We start from the raw sequence: 16,423 nt of genomic DNA, 5'->3' as shown, positions 1-16,423 counted from the left end.
CTCGACCGCCCTCGTTCGGCCCTCGACCGCCCTCAGTCGTCGCTGGCGGGCGGCAGCGCGGGGCGCCTGCGAGCGTCTCGCCGGGCGGCCCGCAGCTTGCGGCGCTCGCCCCGGTGCCGACGCCACGCCGCCCAGCGGCCCTCCCTGGCCTCGCGCTCGCGGATCTCCAGCGACGCGAACACCAGGCTCCCGCGCACGACCAGCACCGGATCGCCAGGGTACTCGGGCTCGCTGCGGACCTCGGGGTCGCGGCTGACGTCGGCAAAGACCGCGCTGGTCTCGACGCGCACGGCCAGCGAGCGCGGGACCAGGATCTCCATGGATCCGAACACGCAGCGGATCTCGACCACGGTCTCGCCCGGGCCGAGCACCGCCTCGCAAAAGTCGAGCTTGGCGTCGGCGAAGACGTCGGTGACCCGGTTGTGACGCGCCGGCACCCAGCGCCCCACCTCTTCGATGGACGAGAAGATCGCCGTGAGCTCGCGGCGCTCGGGCAGGTCCTCGAGGCGAGCGAGAGCCTGCCCCGAAGATTGTCGCGCGAGGGCCTGACCTGGAGGAGCGCCCGGCTCCTCGAGATCGCGGGTCAGCGCCGCCACCGCCTCGAGAGTCTGCGCCTCCAGGAGCGTGTCCAGCCGACGATCGAGCTCATCGGCGTCGATCAGATCCTCGGCGAAGCGCCTGGTGATCAGAGCCTGCGCGCCAGCCTTGGCGTCGCGCAGGGCGATGAGATTTGTCGGCTGGCCGTCTTGGTCCATGTCCATGGCGACTCGTCATGAGTTAGCGGATCTCCCCGCGCTTGGCCAACTTGCGCCGCGCGGCGGCCTGAGCCACCATCCGCGACCACATGGGTTACTTCAGCGGCAAGGTCGTGTGGATCACCGGGGCGTCCAGCGGGATCGGCGAGGGCTTGGCCTACGAGCTCGCCAAGCGCGGCGCAGTGCTCGTGCTCTCTGCCCGGCGTGAACCCCAGCTCGAGGCCGTGCGCAAACGCTGTCAGCGCAGCGAGCAGCACCTCGTCCTCCCCCTCGACCTGCTCGACACCGCGTCCCTCCCGGCCGCCGCCGAGCTCGTGCTCGAGCGCTTCGGTCGCGTCGACATCCTGATCAACAACAGCGGCATCAGCCAGCGTGGGACCGTGGCCGAGACCACCATCGACGTCGACCGACGGATCATGGAGGTCAACTACGTCGGCACCGTGGCCCTGACCAAGGCCGTGCTTCCCTCCATGCTCGAGCGCCAGGCCGGCCAGGTCGTGGTCATCAGCTCCATCGCCGGCAAGATCGGCACCCCCCTGCGCTCGGCCTACGCGGCCTCGAAGCACGCCCTGCAGGGCTTCTTCGACTGCCTGCGCGCCGAGGTCCACGAGCGCGGCCTGATCGTCACGCTGATCTCGCCCGGGTTCGTGCGCACCGAGATCACCAAGCACTCGCTGACCGGCGACGGCTCGACCTACGACAAGATGGGCGACGCCCAGGAAAAGGCGATGAGCCCCGAGGCCTTCGCGGTCAAGGCCGCCGACGCCATCGCCAAGGGCGAGGCCGACGTGATGATCGGCGGCAAGAAGGAGGTCTGGGCCGTCCGCCTGTCCCGCCTGCTGCCGCCTGTCTATCGCTTCATGATCCGCAAGATCAAGAGCACCTGAGCCCGCTAGAGCGGCGATCGGTTTGAAGGCGCGCCGTCAGGTGCGTCTTGGCGGTTCCGTGGCGAGGAGCGAGGCCGAAGCTGTGGTGGACCCACTGCGAGCGCCGAGCGACAACGACCACGGGGCCGCCAAGATGTGCCTGGCGGTGCGAATTCAAACCGGTCGCCGCTCTAGGACTACTTGGTCAGATGGGGATCGACAACGATCCCCAGCTGTGATCTGCTGCGGGGGTGACTCCAGAACAAATCTCCCGGGTGGGGGCCGAACTCGAGGAGTTTCTCGGCTACATCACTCATCAGATGGGTCGCAGCGAGCGGCGCGAGGCCCTCGCCAACTACATGCGTGGGCTTCTCCTCGATGGCGAGCGCAAGAGCATGGTGCCCATCGCTCAGCGCCTCGCAGCCGCGCCCGGTGACAGCGAAGCCATCCGCCAGCGACTCCAGCAGGCGATCACGATCGCTGATTGGGACGAGTGGGAGCTGTTTCGCCGACTCGCCCTGCGCGTCGAGGACAAGCTCCCGGGCCTCGACGCCTTCGTCATCGACGACACCGGCTTCCCCAAGAAGGGCAAGCACTCCGTCGGGGTACAGCGTCAGTACTCGGGGACGATGGGCCGCGTCGACAATTGCCAGGTCGCAGCAAGCCTCCACCTCGCCAGCGAGGCGGGCGGCGCTTGCATCGGCATGCGCTTGTTTCTTCCCGAGGTCTGGGCCAACGACCCAAGGCGCCGGACCAAGGCAGGCGTCCCCGAGGAGCTCTCCCATCAAACGAAGCTCGAGCTCGGCCTCGGCATGCTCGACCGCGCCCTCGAATGGGGGCTCGCGCCTCGACCGGTGCTCGCCGACGCGGCCTACGGCGACTCGACGGAATTCCGCAAGGGACTCGAAGAACGCGGGCTCCACTACGTACTGCGCATCTCCGGCAACGCGGTCGTATGGCCGCCAGGGACGTGCCCGAGCCCTCCTCCGTCCAAAGCTCCCGGCACCAGGGGGCGGCCACGAACAAAGTGGGTCTCCCCCGAAGGAGTCGAGCCCGTCTCGGTCGAAGAGCTGGCGAAGAGCTTGCCTGCCAGGCGCTTCCGTCACGTCGAATGGCGCCACGGGACGCGCGGGCCTCAGCGGCGGCGCTTCGCGGTGCTACGCATCCGAACCGCGCACCGGCATCGGTCAGGGCACCCACCGGGTGAAGTGCAGTGGCTGCTGTGTGAGTGGTCCTACAAGAAGAAGGAGCCAACCGCGTTTTATTTGTCGAACTTGCCCGCGAAGACCACGGTCAAGAGGCTGGTCTACCTGGCCAAGCTTCGCTGGCGGATCGAACGGGACTACCAGGAGATGAAAGGGGAGCTCGGCCTCGACCACTTCGAGGGACGAACATGGCGAGGCTTCCACCACCACGTCGCCCTGGTCGCCGCGGCTCACGCCTTTCTCACGCTCCACCGCGTGATTTTTTCCCCGGAGGACCCGGAGGCGGAAAGCACAGCGAGCCGAGCCGGGGCTGACCATCCAGGCATTCCGAGCGTTGCTACAAGTGGTCCTGCTTCACTTGCTGGGTCACTGTCCCATGTGCGGACGTGACATCGACCCACGGGGGCCACCGATCAGGCCCTCGCGGATGTGATCAAGTCGTACTAGGAGCCCGTGGTGGAACCCAGCGCGGCTCCTGGCGCCGGGCTTTTCGTCGAGGGCGCGAAGCCAAAACGCCGCTGTACCGGGCGTACTGCAAGTTTTGGCGACAAAGCCCTCGGCGAAAAGAGCAAGCGAGGTGTCGTGCTGGGTTTCACCACGGGCGCCTAGACCGGCTCTCGGACGAGGGGCATGGTCAGGCAACGCCCGCCGCCGCGCCCACGCGAGAGCTCGCTGCCCGAGAACCCGAACACCGTGCGCTCGCGGGCCATGCCCTCGCGGACCAGCTCGCGGCGGTGCTCGGGCTCCTGCACCGTGCTGACCCGGACCTCGGCGAAGCCGAGCTTGGCCAGCGCCTCGATGGTCTTCACGTTGCGGCTGTAGAGGATGAACTTGCCCGGGGCCAGGCACAGCGCGTTGGCGCCGTCGGTCCACTGCTCGCGCTCTTGGTGCAGGGGGTCCTCGCCGCCGCAGGGCACGAGCTCGACCTCCGGGCCCACGGCCTCGCGCAGCACGTCGAGGACGCTGCGCTGCTCGTGCAGCTGCGGCGGTCGGCCGGGGCGCAGGCAGACCACGCCCACGCCGCCCTCGGCCAGCGGCCGGCGCAGCAGCGGAGCGTGGCCCAAGAAGAGCGCGTGATCGATCTGCGTGAGCACGGTGTCGAGGTGCATCATCGAGCGCGACTCGGGCAGCATCACGGCCCAGACCTGCTCGAGCTTGGGGAAGGCGGGGAAGAGCACCTCGCGGGCGATGTGCTCGATGGTCTGGGGCTGGCTGCGCTCGGAGCAGCCGATCATCACGACCTCCGGCGAGATCACCAGGACGTCGCCGCCCTCGAGGCCGCTGTGGGCCTCGGGCAGCGCGTGGGGATCGGCGAAGCTCAGCTCTCCGGCGACGCCGCGCTCGGCCCACTCGAGGGCGAAGGCGACGAGCAGGGACTCCCGCGCCCGGGCGTTGGTCGCCATGCGCCCGACCACCACGCGGTCGTAGACCGAGATGCAGGGGTCGCGCATGAACATCAGGTTGGGCAGGGGGCGCAGGGCCATGTCGCGAGGGTCGAAGATCCGCGCGCGCAGCCGGGCGAGGCTCGCCGGCACGTCCTCGACCTCGCGCCAGTGCACCCCCGAGAGCAGCCCCTTGGCCAGCTTGGGGCCGGGCCACTGGATCAGCTTGGGCGCGAGCTCGCGGGCGCCCGCGAGCTCGCAGACCCGGTGGACGAGCTGCTCGAGCACCGCCGCCGGGGCGCGGGTCATCGCGTCGGCGAGGAGCTCGGCGATCTCGAGCACCTCGGCGCCGGCGTCGGCGAGGATCTGGGCCATCAGCCGGTGCTCGCGGGCGGTCTCGGCCGGCGAGAGCAGATCATCGAAGAGCAGCCGATCGAGATCCCAGTGGGTCATCTGGACAATCTCGTCGCCGGGCTCGTGAACCACCACGCGGCGCAAGGGAGAAATCTCGTCATGTACGTGAACAGGCCTGCGCACCGCCCCACCCTACTCGCTTCCCCCTGGGCTTTGCCAGCGGGGCGATCTGCCAGCGCCCACGGAAGGTCGGCGCCTGCTACAGTCGGCGACGGCCATGACTCGACACCTCCGCAGTCTCCTGGACCTCAGCCCCGCCGAGACCACCCGCGTGATCGACCTCGCCGCCGAGATCAAGGCCGATCCGGCGAGCTGCGCCGGCGCCCTCGCCGGCAAGTCGATCGCGATGATCTTCGCCAAGCAGTCGACGCGCACGCGGATCTCCTTCGAGGTCGGCATCCACCAGCTCGGCGGCCAGGCCCTCGCGCTGAGCAGCGGCGGGGGGACCGGCATGCAGATGGGCCGGGGCGAGAGCGTGAGCGACACGGCCAAGGTGCTCTCGCGCTACGTCGACGCCATCGTGATCCGCACCTTCGGCCAGGACCAGGTCGACGAGCTCGCCGAGCACGGCAGCGTCCCCATCGTCAACGCGCTCACCGACCTCTACCACCCCTGCCAGGCCCTCGCCGATCTGCTGACGATCCGCGAGCACCACCAAAAAACCCAGGGCAAGCGCCTGGTCTGGGTCGGCGCCGGCAACAACGTCGCCCACTCGCTGCTGCTCGCCGGACCCCGGGCGGGCATGGACGTTTGCTGCTGCTGCCCGCCCTCGCTGCCCCCCAACGCCTTCGTCTATGAACGCGCGCGGACCGAGGCCGCCGCGGCTGGCACCCGCGTGGAGCTGTGCAGCGACCCCGTCGACGCGGTCGCTGGCGCCGACGTCATCTACGCCGACACCTGGGTGAGCATGGGCGAGGAAGAGGAGAGCGCCAGGCTGCTGCGCGAGCTCGCTCCCTACCAGGTCAACTACGCGCTGATGCGAGCCGCCGGCGACCAGGCCCGCTTCATGCACTGCCTGCCCGCGCACCGTGGGGAGGAGGTCACCGACGCGGTCATGGACAGCCCCCAGTCCATCGTCTTCGACCAAGCCGAGAACCGCCTCCACGCTCAAAAGGCGCTGTTGTTGCTGCTGCTCGGCGCCCGCCCCTGGACCTGAGGCTGGCCTCGGGGCGGGGCGAAGTCGGCGGGGCTCGGGGGGCGAAGTCGGCCGACTCCGATCTGGCGAAGCGCAGGCAGTGAAAATAGACTGGGCGCAATGGCACGCCTTGTCTTTGCCCACGCGCCGCTGCTGATCGGCGGCTGCGCCTTGCTCCCGCTGTTGGCCTCCGGTTGCTTCCAATCCGACGACACCGGCAACGATGACACCGAGGTCGCGACCGAGACCGACACCACGGACACCGGGACCACCGACGACACCACCGACGACACGACCACCGACGACGACACGACCACCGATGACGAGGTCGGCACCCTGCCGCCGAACATCGACAGCTTCACCGTCAACGGCTCGCTCACCCCTGCCCTCGTCGAGAGCGCCAGCGCCGTCGAGCTCGCCGTCGAGGCCAGCGATCCCGACGGCTCGATCGCCGAGGTCCAGTTCTTCCGCGACGGCACCATGCTCGAGACCGTGGCCGCGCCCGGGCCCTACGTCGCCGAGTTCATCGTCGGCGGCGACGAGTTCAACGGCGACTACGAATTCACGGCCGTGGCCGTGGACGACGACGGCCTCGAGGCGAACAGCGACGCGATCGCCCTCAGCGTCGGCGTGACCTCGGCGGTCCTGCTCGAGAACTGGACCTTCGACAGCGGCGCGAACGACACCGCCTTCCGCGTCGAGGTCGACCCCGACGGCACCAACGTGATCGCCGGCGGCACCATCTACGTCAACGACGAGTCGCGGCTGCGCATCGATCGTCACGTCGGCGCGAGCTGGACCGACAAGGTCGACGACATGTCCTACGCCGCCGCCGGCATGGGCCTGCTGTCCAACGGCCAGACCGCGGTCGCCACCTGGACCGTCGACGACAGCTACCAGTCGCAGCTCTTCTTCTACGACGACCAAGGCGTGCAGGTCAGCGGCGAGCAAGGCCACTGGACCTCACCGGGCACGCCGATGGACAACTTCGAGGCGCCCCTCGACATCGCCGTCGGCCCCGACGACAACTTCTACGCGGTCGGCGTGTTCACCCTCACCGAGGGCGACGCGTCCAACGCCACCTACATGTTCAAGTTCAGCCCCGTCGGCGACCTGCTGTGGGCCTTCCACAGCGACCAGTCGGAGGAGCTCGCCGCCCCGATCTACGCCGTGAACATCGACATCGGCCCCAACGGCCTGGTGCTCGCCGGTCAGTCCAGGCCCGAGGGCGCCTACCGGCTGTGGACCGGGCGCTGGGATCTCGACGGCAACTTCGTCGACGAGACCGAGATCGCCGGCAACGACGGCTACGGCTGGGCCATCGGCGCCGGACCCAAGGGCGAGACCGTGTTCGGCGGCATCCGCTACGGCGACACCGATCACAAGACCTACCTCGCCCGCTTCGGCGCCAACGGCCAGCCCGAGTGGACGAAGGAGGGCACCCACGAGGGCACCGGCGTCGTCTTTGGCGCGGACATCGACCCCTGGGGCAACACCGTGGTCGGCACCTTCGAGGGCTGCGTGCTCGGCTTTTTGTCCTACAACAGCTGCGCCTTGTGGCTCCGCAAGTACGACGAGGACGGCGTGCTGATGTGGGAGAGGACCTTCGACGACGGGCTCGTCAACTTCTCGCCCCTGCTGCCCTTGCTCGGCGACCTCGAGCTCGACCGCTTCGGCTACATCTACGTCGCCGCCCCGCACTACCCGACCCAGGACAACGCCGACTGGTGGGTGGTCAAGGTCCACCCCTAGGAGCCCGTGGTGAAACCCAACACGACACCTCGCTTGGTCCTTCCGCCGATGGCGTTGTCGCCAAAACTTGCGGTACGCCCGGTACAGCGGCGTTTTGGCTTCGCGCCCTCGACGAAAACCCCGGCGCGAGGAGCCGCGCTGGGTTCCGCCACGGGCTCCTAGGAGCCCCGCTTCGGCTGGAGGACGCCGAGGCCCACCAGGGTCTCGAGGACGGCGTCCTCCAGCGGCGTGTACGCCGAGCAGCTGCGCCCCCCCGGCTCGCGGCCTCAGCCGACGGCGATCACATCGATCTCGACGAGCGCCCCCTTGGGCAGCCCGGCGGCCTGGATCGTCACGCGCGCGGGCTGCTTACCCGCCTCGAAGTGCCGGCCATAGATCTCGTCGACCACCGCGAAGTCGGCCATGCTCGCCAGGTAGATCGTGGCCCGGGCGACGTTGGCGAAATTCATGTCCGCCGCCGCGAGCACGGCCGCGAGGTTGTTCATGACCTGCTCCGTCTGCTGGGCCACGTCGCCGGTGATCCCAAGCTCGGGCTTGCCGGGGATCAGGCCGATCTGACCTGAAGCAAACAAGGTCCGCTCGCCGCTGACGACGACGGCCTGGTTGTAGTTGCCGATCGCCGCAGGTGCGTCTTGTGCGCTGATAACTTCGCGCTGGAACTCACTCATGGGCGCAGGATTGCCCGAGGCCCTGGCGCTTGCAAGGGAACTGGAAGGCTGGTAAATGCCCCTTCCCGCGCAAAGAGGCGCTCGTGGGCGCGTAACTCAGCGGTAGAGTGCCACCTTCACACGGTGGAAGCCACAGGTTCAATCCCTGTCGCGCCCAACCCGAAGCGGCCAGCTAGGAGCTCCTAGCTGGCCGCTTCTGCGTTCGGGCTCAGGAGCCTGCCCCAACTCGCCAAGCACTCAGCGACGACCTGACGCGGCGCCCCTCGCCTGCTTCAGCTTCCGGCCGGGTTCATCGAGGATGGGCGCATGCGCTCATCCAGGAACTCGACGGCTCGACTCGGACTCTCCCTTTGTCTCGTGGCTCTCGCTGCGCCCGCGTGGTCATGCTCGAGCTTGCCCTTTTGCGACGAGATGCCCCTCAACTGCGTCGCCAGCGACGAGACCGAGACGGGGAGCAATGGGGCCGGTGGATCCGAGGACACGCTCGGCGATGTCGACTCCGGCGAGACGACGAGTGAAGGCGCCGAGACAGACACCGACGCCAGCGAGAGCGAGGACACCGCCTTCGAGGATATGTCGAACTACTACGGCACCTGCGATGATGAGAACGACTGCTTCGACATGGAGCACTGCCTCCACCCAAGCAACGTCTCGGGCACCGTATGTGGAGAAGCTTGCGACATGGATGCGGACTGTCCGGACCTCCCGGGCTTCACCGTCGAGTGCACGACCTTTGACAGCGTCCTCTCCAACTGCTGCTTCATCACCTGTTCAGACGACAACGACTGTCCCAGCGGAATGAGCTGTGAGACCGTTGGCCTCGAAAGCGTCTGCCTGTGGCCTTGAAACGAAGACGGCCAGCTGGTGCATCCAGCTGGCCGTCTCTTCGCCGGTCCCCCGGCGAGGTCTCGGTCGCCCGAGCAGCTACTTGCTGCCCTTGATGACCTTGACCTCCTTGTCGCCGATCTTCACCTTTTGGGTGTCGCTCTTCCCATCGTCCCACTTCCACTTCACGGTGTGGGTGCCCGGGGCGACCTTGACGAAGGCCGGCGCGCGGCCCTGCTTCTTGCCGTCGATGTAGATCGTCGCCGGCGGGTTGCCCGGGGCCACGCCGATCTTGAGCTCGGCGGTCTTGGCCTTGGTCCGGGTCTTGGCGGTCTTCTTCTTGGTGGTCTTGGTCGCGGTGGCGCTCGGCTCCTCGACCGGCGGCGGCGCCTCTCCGGCCTTGGCGACCATGTTCAAGGGCACGTCCTGGCTGGCGTCGCCGGTGAAGGCGATCGGCACGCTGGCGTCCTCGTAGCCCTCGGCCGACGCGATCAGCCGATACTCGACCCCGTCCTCGCGCTTGATCGCCTGGGTGTAGTCGCTCTTGCCGCTGCCGATCACCGTGGTCTTGTCGCCGGCGACCAGGGAGATCTTGGCCGTGGGCGGGTCGACGTTGAACTTCAAGGTGACGTCGCGAGCCTGGAGCTGAAGCGGCAAGCTCAGGGTCTGGCCGCCGGTCAGGGTCACCTCTTGGGTGAAGGGCATGTAGGAGTCGCCGCCGCTGATCTCCAGCTTGTGCGCGCCACCGCTGAGGCCCGAGATGATGCGTGGAGACGCGCCCGCGTACTCCTTGCCGTCGACCATGACCTTGGCGTCGGAGGGCGTGACCGTGAGGCTGAGCGTGCCGACCTCCTCGACCTTGGTGTCCTCGGTCGCAACCTCGCCCTCGCCCTCGCTCTCATCGCCGCCCTTCTTGACCATGAAGAGCACGGCGATCAGCCCGATGGCGATCACGCCGCCGACGAGGCCGACGATCAGCCCGATGGGCTTCTTCTTGGACTCGTCGTCAGCCATCCCAGGCCCGGGAGGCTGCTGGTACTGCTGCGGGTAGCCCTGCTGGTGCGGCCCGCTGGGCTGGTGCGGACCACCGGGCTGCTGGTAGCCGCCGGGGCCGGGCATCCCGCCGGGGCCGGGCATCCCGCCGGGGCCGGGCATCCCACCGGGACCAGGCATCCCGCCAGGACCGCCGGGTGGCGGCATCGTGCGCCCAGGGCCAGGCATCCCGCCAGGCCCTGGTCCTCCGGGACCCGGGAGGCCGGGCGCCGAGGAGGGCGAAGCGCTGGGCCCGGGCAGGCCAGGCCCGCCGGGACGTCCCCCGGGACCGGGCAGGCTGCGGGCGGCTCCGCCCACACCAAGCGGTCCGCTGGCGCCCGCGCCGAGGTCTGGGCTGGGCATGCCGGGCGTGGCCGCGACGGCCTCGTCCTCGCTGCCCTCGAAGAGCCGCGTCTCGAGCTCGTCGTCATCCCAGTCGAAGTCCGAGCCTCCACCCCCTCCCGCAGCGTCCGCGCCAGCTGCCCCCACGCCGGGCGGCTTGGGCCGGGCGGCCGGACGCGGCGCGGCGGGCTTGGGCCGCGGCGGCGCGGCCTTCTTGCCCGCGCCGGGGATGTCCGGCTTGGAGTTGGTCATCACCATCGTCTTGGCCCGCGGGCGCCCACCCTTGCCGGGAGGACCCGACTGCGGCGGTCCACTCGGGGGCACCGGCGGGTGCGCCTCGGTCGGCACCGCGGACTGCCGCGGCGGCCGAGCAGGCGGCGGCGGCTTGCGAGCCGGGGGTCCGGGGGGCGGCGGCGGCCCGCCACCAGGCGGCGGCGGCGGGGGACGACTCCCCGGGTTCATCATCGTCTTCTTCGGCACCTTGGCCGGCGAAGGCGCGGGCGGCGGGACCTGACGCGCGCGCTCCTTCTCCGCCTCGATGTCCTTGGCGAAGTGCTCCTGCATCCACTCCGCCAGGTTCTTGCGGCTGTAGAACAGCCCCTCCTCGAACATGAAGGCCTGGAGGGCGTCGTGGAGCTCGGCGGCGGTCTGGTAGCGCTCGTTGAGATCCGCGGCCAGCGACTTCATCACGATCTGCTCGAGCTTGGTCGGCACCGCGGGGTTGATCCGGCTGGGCGGATCCACGTTCACCGTGCGGACCTTCTCGAGGGTCGCGAAGTCGGTCTCGGCCTGGAACAGGCGCTGGTTGCAGAGGATCTCCCAGAGCACCGCGCCCAGCGAGAAGATGTCGCTGCGGCGATCGATGGTCGCCCCGCGCACCTGCTCCGGCGACATGTAGCCGAACTTGCCCTTGAGGATGCCAGCCTGGGTCTGCGACGCACGACCGGCGGCCTTGGCCACGCCAAAGTCGATCAGCTTGACCTCGCCCTCGTAGGAGACCAGGACGTTGGGCGGGCTGACGTCGCGGTGGATCAGACCCAGCGGACGGCCGTGGCGGTCCTTCTTGTTGTGGGCGTACTCGAGGCCCTCGCAGACCTGCATGATGATGTAGCAGGCCTGGGCGAGGGGCATGGGCCGCTTGCTCGAGCGACACAGCTCGAAGATCCCACGCAAGTCTCGGCCGGGGACGTACTCGAGAACGATGTAGAAGCTGTCCCCCTCGGATCCGAGCTCGTAGATCGACGCGATGTTCGAGTGCTGAAGCTGCGCCGCAATGCGCGCCTCATCCTTGAACATCGTGATGAACTCTTCATCCTCGGCGACGTGAGGGAGGATTCGCTTGATCGCAACGACCTTCTCGAAGCCCTCAACGCCCCGCGAGACGGCCTTGAAGACCTCGGCCATCCCACCTAGGGCGATGCGGCCGATGATCTGATACTTGGAGAGTTTCTTGGGCAGGTCCAACAACGAGGGCTCCCGCGGAAAATGCACGACTAGGAGTGCGCAGCGAGGGCCCGATCACACCCGTCGCGGCCGCGAAAGTCAATGCTTTCGCACAGCTGCAACGTGACCAGGACCGCTCCCCTCGACACGCGCGGTAATTTTGCGGGGCCGTCGCCGCACGTGTCGTTTGCGCAGGGGGTCACGTTTGACCAATGATATGGTTCGACGCAGCCCGGCGACGCGACCATGGCCAAGGACGACGACCTCGACATCAGCGGGCCCAAGCCTGCCCTGGCCACTCCCCCGGCTACCGCGGCGGCCATCGAGGGCGCAGCGCGAGCGAGCGCCGTCAGCCCGAGCGAGGCCGCTGGCCTCGATGTCACGGGGGACGCCGGGATCGCCGAGGCCCTGGCGACAGGGCGCATCGACGCCGCCCAGGCGCAGACCCTGCTCATCGAGCAGGCCCTCGCCGAGCAGCTCCCAGCCGACGCCAGCCCCGAGCTCGTCGAAGGCCTGCGTGCCGAGATCAGCGCGCTGCTTGGCGGCGACCCGACCCTCGACGCGCTCTTGCGCCGCTGAGCTCTCCGAGGAGGCTCGGGCCCTCGACCCACTCGCCCCCCTCTACCACTCGCCCAGGGGGGGAGGAGGACCGAGCGCTCGCGCGCGCTAGTGTGCGCGCCAGAGGACTTGAAGGGTCTCAGGCGCCGGACCGCCGGTCGCTGACGAGGCGCGAGGAGGGAGTTTGTCGGGCACAAATGACTGACGAGCAACGAAGTCAGCGGCCGGTGCTCCAAGCCTGGGGCCCTTCAAGTCCTCTGGCGCGCACACTAGTCCGCGCTCTTGACCCGCGAGGGCGCCGGCGGGCTGAGCAGCTTGCGGACCTGCGGCGAGACGAAGTGCTTCTCCGTGTCGAAGCGGCGCAGCGCGTCCGCGACCACCTGGAGTCGCTCGGGAGCCTTGAGGCGGCGGTCGACGATGATGCGGTAGCGGCCGCGCAAGCGGCACAGACCACCGATCCCCTGCACGAGCCCGGACATGGGCTCGTAGCTGACCTCGACCTCGAGTTCCTTGGCGAGCTCCTCGAGCTCCGTGAGCTGTTCTTGAGCGTTCAAGTCGTCGCGTCCAGTATCGGCGTCGGAGCTTGCCGCAAAGCGGCGATCGAGCCAAGGCCAAATTGTCGGCCTTTGCCTCGTTTTGGCCGCAGATCCGCGCTTTCGCAGATCACCCGAGGATCGCCCCCGGATCGCCTCGGATCTACTCGGAGGTCTCGGCGAGGGGCAGCGTGAAGTGGAAGGTGGTGCCCACGCCGACCATGCTCTCGGCCCAGACCTCACCGCCGTGGGCCTCGATCAGCTTGCGGACGATCGACAGACCCAGGCCAGCGCCGCCGTGCTCGCGCGTGGAGCTCGAGTCGACCTGGTAAAAAGCGTCGAAGATCCGCCCGAGCTGATCCTCCGAGACGCCCACGCCGGTGTCGCTGACCGAGACGCGCAGGGCGTCGTGGATCTCCTCGCCGAAGAAGTCCTCTTCGTCGAAGGGGCGGCGGATCGGCGCGGTCTCGGCCCGGACCGCGACGTGGCCACCGGGGCGGTTGAACTTGATGCCGTTGGACACCAGGTTGACCAGGACCTGCTGGATCTTGTCGGCGTCGACGAGCACCCCCGGGAGGCTGTCGTCGAAGTCGCGGATCAGCGTGACCTGGGCCCGGTCGGCGAGGATCGCCGAGGCCCCAAAGGCGCGCTCGACCACGTCCGCGAGCGCCACGGGCTCGAGGTGCAGGCGCATGGTCCCCATCTCCATCTTCGACATCTCGAGGATCTGGGTGATCAGGCGCAGCAGCTCCTCGCCGCGATCGAGGATCATGTTGGCGTACTCGGTCTGCTCTTCGTTGAGCTGGCCGGCGATGCCGCGGGCGAGCATCTCGGAGAAGCCGATGATGCTGGTCAGCGGCGTGCGCAGCTCGTGGCTGACCGTGGCCAGGAAGTTGCTCTTGAGCTGATCGACCTCGCGCAGGTGGGCGACGGCGCGCTCGAGCTCGGCGTTGCGCTGCTGGAGCGCGCGATGGTTGCTCTCACTGGCCGCGAGGTGCATCTCGGAGGTCACCCAGGTCGCAAGGCCGGCCTGGAGCAGCGCCCCGAGCACGCCGCCGAGGGCGTCGGCGATCGCCGGCAGCCGGGCGACCTCGTCACCGCCGGCGGGGATCGACAGCGCGAAGCTACCCACGCGATCCGCCCCGGCGAAGCAGGGGCGCACGCAAAATTGATGGTCGTCGAGGCCGAAGTCCCTGGGTGCGCTGGCTCCCAGCGCGGCCTGGGCCTCGGGCGCGAGCTGCTCCCAGCCAGCGACGGGTCCGCCACCGACCGCGGCGAAGCGCAGGCCCTCGCGGTCGAAGAGCGCGAGGCTGTCGATCGGCCCGAACGCGCCCTCGAGGAAGGGCGCCATGGTCCGCTCGAGGTCGTCGCGTCGAACCAGGCGCTCGAGGGGCGGTCGACGATCGGGGGCACCCATCGCCGGGGCCGCCGCCGCGAAGCTGCGCTCGCCGGTCAAGGCCTCAACCGCCCCCTCCGCCAAACAGCTCGTCGATCTTGTCCATGAAGTGCTGGTGAGTCACCCCAAAGCGCTCGGAGAAGTTGAACTTGCGCTCGAGCTTGCGCCAGCTGAGATCGGCGAGGCCCTTGAAGGTCTCGGCCACGCCCAGGCTCTCGATCGCCACGGCCGTATAGACCGGCTCCTTGCCCTTGCTGGCGATGCGCTTGACCTCGGCGTCGCTGCGGATCCCCGGGAGGTCGCGCTTGTTGAACTGGATCACCACGCCCACGTCGTCCATGTCGATGCCGTTCTCGCGCAGGTTCTGCTTGAGGTTGGCGAAGGACTCGTTGTTGCCCCGGGTATGAGAGACCCGCGAGTCGGCGATGAACGCGACCCCGTCGGCGCCCTGGAGCACGATCTTGCGCGTGGTGTTGTGGATGACCTGGCCCGGGACCGTGAACAGCTTCATCCGGATCTTGAACCCGCCTTCGGTCTCGAAGTGCAGCGGTAGAAGATCGAAGAAGAGCGTGCGGTCGTCGCGGGTGTCGAGGGTGATCAACTCGCTGCCGGTGCTGCCCACCATCAGCTCGTGGAGCTGCTGCAAGTTGGTGGTCTTCCCGCTCAGGGCCGGACCGTAATAGACCAGCTTGAGTGTGACCTCGCGGTGCTGGATGTCGATGTAGACCATGGCCGGCTCACTCAGCTTATCAGGAAAGCCGGGCGTGGGCGCTGCACGGCTGTTCTAGGTCTCGGGATTTGCCCCCCAAAGGACGGGCGCTCTGCGGGCGCTCTGACTGCGGGCGCTAGGAGCCCGTGGTGGAACCCAGCGCGGCTCCTGGCGCCGGGATTTTCGTCGAGGGCGCGAAGCCAAAACGCCGCTGTACCGGGTGTACTGCCAGTTTTGGCGACAAAGCCCTCGGCGAAAAGACCAAGCCAGGTGTCGTGTTGGGTTTCACCACGGGCTCCTAGTTGCCCTCGCGCTGGGCCTCGTGGGCCTCCAGCGCCGCGACCAGCTCCGCGTGCTCCGGGAGCACCCCCTCCCGCGCCATGGCGCGGTCGAGCTCGAGGAGCAGCTCGCGCGATCGGCTGCCCTCGGGCAGCTTGGGCGTCTCGACGTGGATCTCGACGAGCTGGTCGCCCCGGCCCCCGCGGCTGTCCGGGACGCCCTTGCCTCGCAGGCGCAGCTTCGCGCCGCTGGCGACCCCTGCCGGCAGGTCCATGTCGACCCAGCCATCGATGGTGGGGACCGGGATCTTGCCACCGAGCGCAGCGCGGCTGATCGGTACCGGGATCCGCGCGACGAGGTTCATCCCCTCGCGCCGCAGCCAGCGGTGCGGGCGGACGTTGATGGTGACCCGCAGGTTGCCCGCCTCGCCGCCGAAGCGCCCGGGCTCGCCCTCGCCACGCAGGATCTTCTCGCTGCCGGCCTCGGTGCCCGGAGGCAGGCGCACGTCGAAGGAGCGCTGGCGCTTGCGGACCCCTCGGCCACGGCATGCGGTGCAGGGATCTTGCTGGATCATGCCCATGCCGTCGCAGCGGCCACAGCGGCTGCGCCGGGACAGGAGCCCGCCGGTCTTGACCTCTCCGCTGCCGCCACAGTTGGGGCACTCGATCGGCTCGCGGCCCCCGGGCTCGCGCCCGCTGCCCTCGCAGCGCTCGCAGGCCCCCCTGCCCTCGAAGCTTATCGTGTGGGTCGAGCCGAGCACGACGTCCGCGAGCGTCACGCTCAGGGTGTAGCGGATGTCCCTGCCCTTGCGTCGCTTGGCCCGCCGGCTGCCGAACACGTCGCCGAACAGGTTGCCAAAGAGATCCCGCGCCGTGGCCACCGAGGGCGGGCGGGTCAAGTCGATGGCGTCGGGGATGATCCGGCTGCTGTCGTAGCGCGAGCGCTTGGCTGGATCGCTGAGCACCTCGTAGGCCTCGGAGGCCAAACGAAAGCGCTCGTGGGCGTCGTCGTCGTCGGGGAAGCGATCGGGGTGGCTCTCGAGGGCCACCCGACGATAGGCGCGCTTGATCTCGGCCGCGTCCGCGTCGCGCGGCACGCCGAGGATGGCGTAGTAGTCGGGTCGCGCCAT

General features: G+C 68.9%; 15 protein-coding genes and 1 tRNA gene. 8 read left to right on the top strand and 8 right to left on the bottom strand.

From position 1 onward, the window contains the following. Positions 1-32: 32 nt before the first annotated feature. Positions 33-761 (bottom strand): LiaF domain-containing protein, encoded by a 729-nt coding sequence (locus G6O69_RS25395; protein ID WP_172306088.1) that lies wholly within the window; start codon positions 759-761, stop codon positions 33-35. 83 nt (positions 762-844) lie between these two features. Here G6O69_RS25395 and G6O69_RS25390 point away from each other — a divergent pair, with 83 nt between their 5' ends. From G6O69_RS25390 to G6O69_RS25380, 3 genes are all read left to right on the top strand, one after another. Continuing rightward, the gene (locus G6O69_RS25390; RefSeq protein ID WP_172306087.1) at positions 845-1,642 is read left to right on the top strand and encodes an SDR family oxidoreductase; all 798 of its coding nucleotides are present in this window, start codon (positions 845-847) and stop codon (positions 1,640-1,642) included. A 230-nt stretch (positions 1,643-1,872) separates the two neighbouring features. Then, positions 1,873-3,216 (top strand): IS701 family transposase, encoded by a 1,344-nt coding sequence (locus G6O69_RS25385; RefSeq protein WP_172302544.1) that lies wholly within the window; start codon positions 1,873-1,875, stop codon positions 3,214-3,216. 66 nt (positions 3,217-3,282) lie between these two features. Beyond that, the gene (locus G6O69_RS25380; protein WP_176397085.1) at positions 3,283-3,435 is read left to right on the top strand and encodes a hypothetical protein; all 153 of its coding nucleotides are present in this window, start codon (positions 3,283-3,285) and stop codon (positions 3,433-3,435) included. Here the strand turns inward: G6O69_RS25380 and G6O69_RS25375 are convergent. Beyond that, a complete protein-coding gene (locus tag G6O69_RS25375) occupies positions 3,432-4,745 on the bottom strand; it encodes an arginine deiminase family protein (protein ID WP_176397084.1) in 1,314 nt (437 codons plus the stop codon). The genes G6O69_RS25380 and G6O69_RS25375 overlap by 4 nt on opposite strands. A 94-nt stretch (positions 4,746-4,839) precedes the next feature. Here G6O69_RS25375 and argF point away from each other — a divergent pair, with 94 nt between their 5' ends. Then, on the top strand, positions 4,840-5,778 hold the full coding sequence (gene argF / locus G6O69_RS25370) for an ornithine carbamoyltransferase (protein ID WP_172306085.1): 939 nt from the start codon (positions 4,840-4,842) through the stop codon (positions 5,776-5,778). Between the two features lie 99 nt (positions 5,779-5,877). Next, positions 5,878-7,509, top strand: a complete 1,632-nt coding sequence (locus tag G6O69_RS25365; RefSeq protein WP_172301270.1) for a hypothetical protein — start codon at positions 5,878-5,880, stop codon at positions 7,507-7,509. 266 nt (positions 7,510-7,775) lie between these two features. On the opposite strand, the gene G6O69_RS25360 is transcribed toward G6O69_RS25365, so the two are convergent. After that, positions 7,776-8,177: a Rid family detoxifying hydrolase gene (locus G6O69_RS25360; protein ID WP_172306084.1), complete on the bottom strand. Its 402-nt coding sequence runs from the start codon at positions 8,175-8,177 to the stop codon at positions 7,776-7,778. 85 nt (positions 8,178-8,262) lie between these two features. Between G6O69_RS25360 and G6O69_RS25355 the strand changes: the two genes are divergently transcribed. Both G6O69_RS25355 and G6O69_RS25350 read left to right on the top strand, forming a co-directional pair. Continuing rightward, positions 8,263-8,334, top strand: a tRNA-Val gene (locus G6O69_RS25355). A gap of 200 nt (positions 8,335-8,534) precedes the next feature. Continuing rightward, on the top strand, positions 8,535-9,023 hold the full coding sequence (locus G6O69_RS25350) for a hypothetical protein (RefSeq protein ID WP_172306083.1): 489 nt from the start codon (positions 8,535-8,537) through the stop codon (positions 9,021-9,023). 78 nt (positions 9,024-9,101) lie between these two features. Here G6O69_RS25350 and G6O69_RS41680 read toward each other — a convergent pair whose 3' ends face one another. Continuing rightward, entirely contained in the window at positions 9,102-11,867 is a 2,766-nt protein-coding gene (locus G6O69_RS41680) for a serine/threonine-protein kinase (protein WP_172306082.1), read from the bottom strand. A 198-nt stretch (positions 11,868-12,065) separates the two neighbouring features. On the opposite strand from G6O69_RS41680, the gene G6O69_RS25340 reads away from it, so the two are divergent. After that, on the top strand, positions 12,066-12,398 hold the full coding sequence (locus G6O69_RS25340) for a hypothetical protein (protein ID WP_172306081.1): 333 nt from the start codon (positions 12,066-12,068) through the stop codon (positions 12,396-12,398). A gap of 248 nt (positions 12,399-12,646) precedes the next feature. On the opposite strand, the gene G6O69_RS25335 is transcribed toward G6O69_RS25340, so the two are convergent. From G6O69_RS25335 to G6O69_RS25320, 4 genes are all read right to left on the bottom strand, one after another. Continuing rightward, positions 12,647-12,931: a hypothetical protein gene (locus G6O69_RS25335; RefSeq protein WP_172306080.1), complete on the bottom strand. Its 285-nt coding sequence runs from the start codon at positions 12,929-12,931 to the stop codon at positions 12,647-12,649. Between the two features lie 142 nt (positions 12,932-13,073). Continuing rightward, on the bottom strand, positions 13,074-14,366 hold the full coding sequence (locus G6O69_RS25330; RefSeq protein ID WP_172306079.1) for an ATP-binding protein: 1,293 nt from the start codon (positions 14,364-14,366) through the stop codon (positions 13,074-13,076). A 4-nt stretch (positions 14,367-14,370) separates the two neighbouring features. Beyond that, positions 14,371-15,036 (bottom strand): gliding motility protein, encoded by a 666-nt coding sequence (locus G6O69_RS25325; protein ID WP_172306078.1) that lies wholly within the window; start codon positions 15,034-15,036, stop codon positions 14,371-14,373. A 277-nt stretch (positions 15,037-15,313) separates the two neighbouring features. After that, entirely contained in the window at positions 15,314-16,423 is a 1,110-nt protein-coding gene (locus G6O69_RS25320; RefSeq protein ID WP_172306077.1) for a DnaJ C-terminal domain-containing protein, read from the bottom strand.

Source organism: Pseudenhygromyxa sp. WMMC2535 (assembly GCF_011083025.2).
Note: the sequence above shows the minus strand (reverse complement) of the source record. Positions and strands in the feature narration are given on the sequence as shown.

Bases quoted from the DNA above. Each gene is read 5' to 3' on its own strand.
- G6O69_RS25395 (WP_172306088.1), bottom strand. From the start codon at position 761: ATGGACATGGACCAAGACGGCCAGCCGACAAATCTCATCGCCCTGCGC.
- G6O69_RS25390 (WP_172306087.1), top strand. From the start codon at position 845: ATGGGTTACTTCAGCGGCAAGGTCGTGTGGATCACCGGGGCGTCCAGC.
- argF (WP_172306085.1), top strand. From the start codon at position 4,840: ATGACTCGACACCTCCGCAGTCTCCTGGACCTCAGCCCCGCCGAGACC.
- G6O69_RS25365 (WP_172301270.1), top strand. From the start codon at position 5,878: ATGGCACGCCTTGTCTTTGCCCACGCGCCGCTGCTGATCGGCGGCTGC.
- G6O69_RS25360 (WP_172306084.1), bottom strand. From the start codon at position 8,177: ATGAGTGAGTTCCAGCGCGAAGTTATCAGCGCACAAGACGCACCTGCG.
- G6O69_RS25340 (WP_172306081.1), top strand. From the start codon at position 12,066: ATGGCCAAGGACGACGACCTCGACATCAGCGGGCCCAAGCCTGCCCTG.
- G6O69_RS25325 (WP_172306078.1), bottom strand. From the start codon at position 15,036: ATGGTCTACATCGACATCCAGCACCGCGAGGTCACACTCAAGCTGGTC.
- G6O69_RS25320 (WP_172306077.1), bottom strand. From the start codon at position 16,423: ATGGCGCGACCCGACTACTACGCCATCCTCGGCGTGCCGCGCGACGCG.